The organism is Pseudoduganella sp. RAF53_2 (assembly GCF_052113985.1).
Classification (GTDB): Bacteria; Pseudomonadota; Gammaproteobacteria; order Burkholderiales; family Burkholderiaceae_D; genus Rugamonas.
The window spans coordinates 1-6,033 of the sequence record NZ_JBFRDW010000362.1 but is presented as its reverse complement, the minus strand read 5'-3'; the positions used below and the strand labels follow the sequence as shown (position 1 = coordinate 6,033).

5 protein-coding genes are annotated in these 6,033 nt (G+C 61.6%); 3 read left to right on the top strand and 2 right to left on the bottom strand.

Going from position 1 to position 6,033, the window contains the following annotated elements; translation table 11 throughout:
* Positions 1–1,172, bottom strand: a 1,172-nt coding sequence (locus tag AB4Z11_RS20055) for a TonB-dependent receptor plug domain-containing protein (RefSeq protein ID WP_442027170.1), incomplete at its 3' end; no start/stop codon positions are given.
* Between the two features lie 200 nt (positions 1,173–1,372).
* Complete coding sequence (locus AB4Z11_RS20050) at positions 1,373–1,924, bottom strand: hypothetical protein (protein WP_442027169.1); 552 nt, start codon at positions 1,922–1,924, stop codon at positions 1,373–1,375.
* A 318-nt stretch (positions 1,925–2,242) separates the two neighbouring features.
* Here AB4Z11_RS20050 and AB4Z11_RS20045 point away from each other — a divergent pair, with 318 nt between their 5' ends.
* The 3 genes from AB4Z11_RS20045 to AB4Z11_RS20035 form a co-directional block, all read left to right on the top strand.
* A complete protein-coding gene (locus tag AB4Z11_RS20045) occupies positions 2,243–3,664 on the top strand; it encodes a S41 family peptidase (RefSeq protein WP_442027168.1) in 1,422 nt (473 codons plus the stop codon).
* 115 nt (positions 3,665–3,779) lie between these two features.
* Complete coding sequence (locus AB4Z11_RS20040; RefSeq protein ID WP_442027167.1) at positions 3,780–4,901, top strand: beta-ketoacyl-ACP synthase III; 1,122 nt, start codon at positions 3,780–3,782, stop codon at positions 4,899–4,901.
* Between the two features lie 10 nt (positions 4,902–4,911).
* Positions 4,912–6,033, top strand: a 1,122-nt coding sequence (locus AB4Z11_RS20035; RefSeq protein WP_442027165.1) for a cation:proton antiporter domain-containing protein, incomplete at its 3' end; no start/stop codon positions are given.

The window sequence follows — 6,033 nt, the reverse complement described above, 5'->3', positions numbered from 1 at the left end:
CTGGCCTCCAGGTCCCAGCCGGCCGCCAGCAGGTGGCCGCCGCCCAGCGGCGAGCTGTATTTGCCGCCGGTGTTGACGCTATGGTCGCGCGTCTTGTCGGTGTCGGTGAAGCGGTCGGACAGATTGCCGTTCGCATCGTACTGATTGCGCAGCGAATCGGCATCGCTCTTGCCGAGGCCGAAGCCGAACTTCACATCCAGCTTGGCTGCGCCCTGCAGCTTGTGCACCCAATTGCCGAAGCCGCGCAGGAAAGTGCTGGTGTTATGCGACTGCTGGTCGGCCGTGACGTATTCCGGCGCGATGATGCCGGTGCCCTGGTCCAGTAAGCTGTTCAGGCCGCCGTGGCGGCTGCTGTGCATCAGGAAGGRCTGGAAGTTCAGCGTGTCGCCGCTGTCGAACTTCCACGAGAAGCGCGGCGTGAAGTGCACGTTCTTGCTGGTGCCCGAGCTTTCGTCGTGAACTTCCTGATCCTTGGTAATGAAGCCATCGTCGCGCACATCTTCATTGTGGGTGAAAGTGCTGTCGTGCTGGCGCGTGATGTTCAGCATGCCCGAAATCGTATAGGTCAGATTGCCGGTCTTGCCAGGCAACGTCACGGACACGTTGGGCGAATGGCGGCCCTGCTCGATGGTGTCGCCCGTCTTCACCTGGATGTCGCGCTGCTGGTAGCCTTCGCGCAGAATGATGTTGATGGTGCCGGCGATGGCGCGCGTGCTGTGTTCCGCGATCGGGCCGCGCATCACTTCGATGCGCTCGACCTGGTCGGGCGAGATCGATTCCATCGAGAACCCGGCCGGTGGACGTTCGCCATTCAGCAGGACTTGCGTATAGCCGCTGCCCAGGCCGCGCATGCGCACGTCGCCGCCGCGTCCCGGGCGGCCGCCACCGATGGTCACACCCGGCAGGCGCTTGAGCACGTCGCCCAGATTGGTGTCGCCGTTGCGGTCCAGTTCTTCGCGGCCGTACACCTGCTTGCCTGCCGTGGACATGCGGCGTTCTTCCATATCGCTCGGACGGYCGCCGTTGACCAGCACTTGCGGCACGACTTTGCCGTCGGGACCCAGCGCGGGTTTTTCGGCGGAAGGTGGTGTTGGTTGCTGGTCTTGCGATTGCGCCGACACAGCGCCAGCCGCGCCCAGCATGGCGAGGGCGATAGGGACGAATTTGCTCATGATCAGTCTGGAAATACCGTGCGGGCGGGAGGCTGACACGGTTCGGCGGATTGCCGCGCTGGCATTGTAAGCTTGGCCAGCTGCGGCGTGCGGATGAGGGGGCGGTTTTTTACTTTAATTTACTTTTCAGGTTTCGGGCTGTGCCGGGACGGCGGATCGATGATCCGCCCTACGTTATTGGTAAGACACCGACGCTGCCATTAATGACCGGGCCCCCCGGTGCCACCGGCGTTCATGCCGCCGCCCATGCCGCGGTGACGGCGTCCGCCGCCCTCTTCGCCTGCGGGACGCTCACCCGACGGCGCATGCCCCGGACCATCTTCCTTGCGCACCATGACTTCGCCGATGAAGGCAGCCACCTGGCGGCGCTGATTCTCATCCAGCGCATCGTTGACGGTCAGCCACCATTCGCGCAGCTGTTTGTCCTCGGTGGCCGTGGTGGTGCTTTCGGCATCCATCGCGCCAGTCATATCGCGCAACTCGACATCCTTGCCCGCCAGCTTATCCTTGACCGACGCTTCCAGCTTCTCGCGGCGCGCCTTGCGCTCGCGCAGCAGGGCCTTGCTCTTGCCCTCGACCTGGGACCACAGGGTCTGCTGGTTGGTATTCAGGTTCAGCTCCTTGCGGAACTCGGAAGCCATGGGCACCAGATCCTCGGCCTTCATGTCCATCAGGGGCACAGCGATCACAGGCGCCGCGATACCAATCATGAGCGCCGCCATCAGGCCGAGCGCACCAGCTTTGCAGTTCATCGAATCTCCAGGTAAAAAAAAGCCTGCACGGGAGGGTGCAGGCGCAAACCACTTCAGGGTAGAGAGAAATACAGACCCAGTGTAGGACGCGGTTTCAGCCCCGGCTGGTTTTCTTACAATTACTTACCGAAGTAAAAACAGGCTAAACAAGCCAAACAATTTAGCAATACAGCGCAATATTGGCAGCCAAATCACGGCTGGCTGTAAAGCGTGGTAAAGGCGCCTCCAATTACGCACTAGCAGCTACGCTTGCTGAAAATCAGGTTTATACTGGGCCGCATGGCGGGCGTTTTCCGCCGTACCTCGGACAGGTGATACATGGGCAAGAAACTCAAGAACACCGGGCTGATCGGCCTGGGTGTGGTGGCGGGCATCGCCGTTTCCCTTCAATTCTCCGCGATGGCGCAAAAGCAGGTCGATCCGGGCCTGCCGCTCGAAGAGCTTCGCCAGCTGGCTGATGTCTACGGCCTGATCAAGTCGGACTATGTCGAATCGGTGGAAGACAAGAAGCTGCTGGAGGAAGCGATTTCCGGCATGGTGGCTTCGCTCGACCCGCACTCTGCTTATCTTGACAAGAAAGCCTATGCCGAGCTGCGCGAAGGCTCGCAGGGCAAGTTCGTCGGCCTCGGCATCGAGATCGGTCCGGGCGACGATGGCTACATCAAGATCGTGGCGCCCATCGAGGATTCACCTGCCTACCGCGCCGGTATCAAGCCGGGCGACCTGATTACCCGCCTCGACTCGACCCCGCTCAAGGGCATGACCCTGGATGAATCGATCAAGAAAATGCGCGGTGAGCCGAACAGCAAGGTCACGCTGACCATTCTGCGCAAGGACGAGCCCGATCCGCTCACCTTCACGATTGCCCGCGAAGAGATCCACCAGAAAAGCGTTAAGGGCAAAATGATCGAACCGGGCTACGCGTGGCTGCGTATTTCGCAGTTCCAGGAACCGACCGTGGACGACATGGCCGCCAAGATCACGGAGCTGTACAAGCAGGACCCGAACCTGAAAGGCCTGATCCTCGACCTGCGCAATGATCCGGGCGGTGTTCTGCAAGGCGCCATCGGCGTGGCTGCGGCCTTCCTGCCGAAGGATGCGCCGATCGTATCGACCAACGGCCAGCTGCCGGATTCCAAGCAGATCTATTACGGCCGCGCCGAGTATTACGCCATGCGCGGCGACAGCGATGTGCTGGCCAAGCTGCCGGACGCGGTAAAGCATGTGCCGATGGCCGTGCTGGTCAACACTGGTTCCGCTTCCGCTTCGGAAATCGTGGCCGGTGCACTGCAGGATTACAAACGCGCCACCATCATCGGTTCCCAGACCTTCGGCAAGGGTTCGGTGCAAACCATCCGCCAGCTGACTGCCGATACCGCCGTCAAACTGACCACGGCCCGCTACTACACGCCGCATGGCCGCTCGATCCAGGCCAAGGGCATCACGCCTGACCTGCAAGTGGACGAGAACGAGGACGGCGACGGCCTGAACGCCCTGCGCATGCGCGAGGCGGACCTGACCAAGCACCTGACCAACGACCGCGAACAGGAAGCCAAGCAGAAGCCGCGCGACGAGCTGGAGGAGCAGATCCGCATCATCGCCCAGGAGAAGAAGCGCAAGCCGCTGGAATACGGCGGCAACGAGGACTTCCAGCTGAAACAGGCGCTGAACCACCTGCAAGGCTTGCCGGTGCACCTGGCCAAGGAAGAAACCAAGCTGGTCGCCCAGAACAGCAAGTAAGAGCCTTCCCTCTACGAGACGGCGCCTTCGGGCGCCGTTTTTCATTGCAGCTTGCTGTAAAATCAAGCCACTTAACAGCCAGATGGCTCCACTTATAAAAACAGAAAGCTTAATCATGAAACAAGCCGTCATCAGCGGAACCGGTCTTTTCACCCCGCCCTACTCCGTGTCCAACGCGGAGCTGGTCGAGTGCTTCAACGCCTACGTCGAGCAGTTCAACGCCGACAATGCCGACGCCATCGCAGCAGGCACCGTCACCGCGCTGGAACCGTCCAGCGAAGCCTTTATCGAGAAAGCTTCCGGCATCAAGGCGCGCTACGTGATGGAAAAGGAAGGCGTGATCGATCCGAAGCGCATGGTGCCGCGCATTCCAGAACGCGGTGATGACGAGCTGTCGCTGCAGGCCGAGATCTGCGTAAAGGCTGCCCAGCAGGCGCTGGACCGCGCCGGCCGTACCGCTGCCGATATCGACATGGTGCTGGTGGCTTGCTCGAACATGCAGCGCCCATATCCGGCAATGGCGGTGGAAGTGCAGAACGCGCTGGGCATCGACGGTTACGGCTTCGACATGAACGTGGCCTGCTCCTCCGCCACCTTCGGCATCCAGACCGCCGTGGCGGCCGTGCAGAGCGGCCAGGCGCGCGCTGTGCTGATGGTGAATCCGGAAATCACCAGTGCCCACCTGAACTGGCGCGACCGCGATTCGCATTTCATCTTCGGTGATGCCTGCACCGCTGTCGTGATCGAGGCGAAGGACACCGCGACTTCCAAGCATCAGTGGGAAATCCTGGATACGAAGCTGAAGACCAGCTTCTCCAACAACATCCGCAACAACTTCGGCTTCATGAACCGCTTTGACGAAAACGGCGTCGGCAAGGCCGACAAGCTGTTCCGCCAGCAGGGCCGCAAGGTGTTCAAGGATGTGTGCCCGATGGCCGCTGAAATGATCAAGTCTTCGATCGCCAACGCCGGCCTGCAGATCGAGCAGGTCAGCCGCTACTGGCTGCACCAGGCGAACCTGAACATGAACCAGCTGATCTCGCGCATGATTCTGGGCCGCGACGCGGAGCCGCAGGAAGCGCCGGTGATTCTGGATTCTTACGCGAATACTTCTTCGGCCGGTTCCATCATCGCTTTCCACAAATATTCTGAAGATTTGCCAGCCGGCGCTTACGGTGTGATCTGCTCCTTCGGTGCAGGCTACTCCATCGGCAGCGTCGTCGTACGCAAGTTGTAAAGGGAGAAGGATGCCCCACGACGTCAGCCTGATCACAACAATCGCCGCCGCACTGGGCTTCGGCCTGGTTTTCGGTTTCATTGCAACCCGTCTCAGACTGCCGGCCCTCGTGGGCTACCTCGCAGCGGGCATTCTCATCGGACCCGCCACACCGGGCTTCGTAGCGGATGCCGCGCTGGCCGGTCAGCTGGCCGAAATCGGCGTCATGCTGATGATGTTCGGCGTGGGCCTGCACTTTTCCCTGGATGATCTGTGGGAGGTGCGCAAGATCGCGCTTCCCGGCGCCGTACTGCAAATCGCCGCCGCCACCGCGATGGGCATGGGCCTGGCGCATTGGTGGGGCTGGAGCCTTGGCGGCGGATTGGTCTTCGGCCTGGCGCTGTCCGTCGCATCCACCGTCGTGCTGCTGCGGGCGCTGGAAGAACGCGGCATTCTCGATTCCTTCAATGGCCGCATCGCCGTCGGCTGGCTGGTGGTGGAAGATCTGGTTACCGTGATCGTGCTGGTGCTGCTGCCGCCACTGGCAGGTTCTCTGGGCGGCGACCCAGCGGGAGCACACGGCGCCGCTTCAGCCGATGCGCATGCCACCGCGGAGGCGTCGCGCAGCCTGCTGGCGACGCTGGGCATCACGCTTGGCCAGGTCGCTATCTTCATCGGCTTCATGCTGCTGGTGGGACGCAAACTCTTCCCCTGGATTCTCTGGCAAGTTGCCCGCACCAATTCGCGTGAGCTGTTCACCCTGTGCGTGATCGCAGCCGCTGTCGGCATCGCCTACGCGGCGACCAAATTGTTCGGCATCTCCTTCGCGCTGGGCGCCTTCTTCGCGGGCATGGTGCTGCGTGAATCGGAGCTGAGCCATCGCGCGGCGAACGAATCGCTGCCGCTGCGCGATGCGTTTGCGGTGCTGTTCTTCGTGTCGGTCGGCATGCTGTTCGAACCATCGATCCTGACCGAAGAACCGCTGCAAGTGCTGGCAGTGATCGCGATCATCGTGTTCGGCAAATCGCTGGCCGCCTTTCTGCTGGTGGTGCTGCTGCGCTATCCGGCCAAGACGGCGTTGATGGTATCGGCCAGCCTGGCGCAGATTGGTGAATTCTCCTTCATCCTTGCCGCGCTGGGCATTTCGCTGAAG